This window comes from Odoribacter sp. N15.MGS-14 (assembly GCF_000980245.1).
In the GTDB taxonomy this organism is placed as follows: Bacteria; Bacteroidota; Bacteroidia; order Bacteroidales; family Marinifilaceae; genus Odoribacter; species Odoribacter splanchnicus.
The window spans coordinates 1-559 of record NZ_LARE01000196.1; the positions used below are offsets into that span (position 1 = coordinate 1).

Sequence of the window (559 nt, forward strand, 5' to 3'; positions counted from 1 at the left end):
ACCGCGAGGAACGGGCTAGGGTAATACCGGTAACTGGGGCTAAGTCGTAACAAGGTAGCCGTACCGGAAGGTGCGGCTGGAACACCTCCTTTCTGGAGCGGTGGCTCATGTGGCTCGCTACACGTTTCACGTTTTTTCACGTTACATGATTGCCCGATAGCGGGTTAACCATAGTCTCTTAGCTCAGTTGGTTAGAGCGCTACACTGATAATGTAGAGGTCCGCGGTTCAACTCCGCGAGGGACTACAGCCGGGGGATTAGCTCAGTTGGCTAGAGCGCCTGATTTGCATTCAGGAGGTCAAGGGTTCGACTCCCTTATTCTCCACGGATAAAGTTCTTTGACATGCTGGAACGTTAATGGATCATTTGATCCACGAAGTAAGAATGTAGTAGAATAACACAGAGCCGTCCCCGTGGTGATACAGGGGACAAGGTAGATTATAAAAGTACACGACGCTAACGAACGTGAACGATTAAGGGCGCGCGGTGGATGCCTAGGCTCTCGGAGGCGAAGAAGGACGCGATAAGCCGCGATAGTCCACGGCGAGGTGCAAGTAAC

At 52.2% G+C, this 559-nt stretch carries 2 tRNA genes and 2 rRNA genes; all 4 read left to right on the forward strand.

Annotated features, from left to right (window positions below):
- A 16S ribosomal RNA gene (locus WS34_RS15095) occupies positions 1 to 92 on the forward strand; the annotation flags it as partial.
- A gap of 80 nt (positions 93 to 172) precedes the next feature.
- Positions 173 to 246, forward strand: a tRNA-Ile gene (locus WS34_RS15100).
- Between the two features lie 5 nt (positions 247 to 251).
- Positions 252 to 325, forward strand: a tRNA-Ala gene (locus WS34_RS15105).
- A gap of 138 nt (positions 326 to 463) precedes the next feature.
- Positions 464 to 559, forward strand: a 23S ribosomal RNA gene (locus tag WS34_RS15110); the annotation flags it as partial.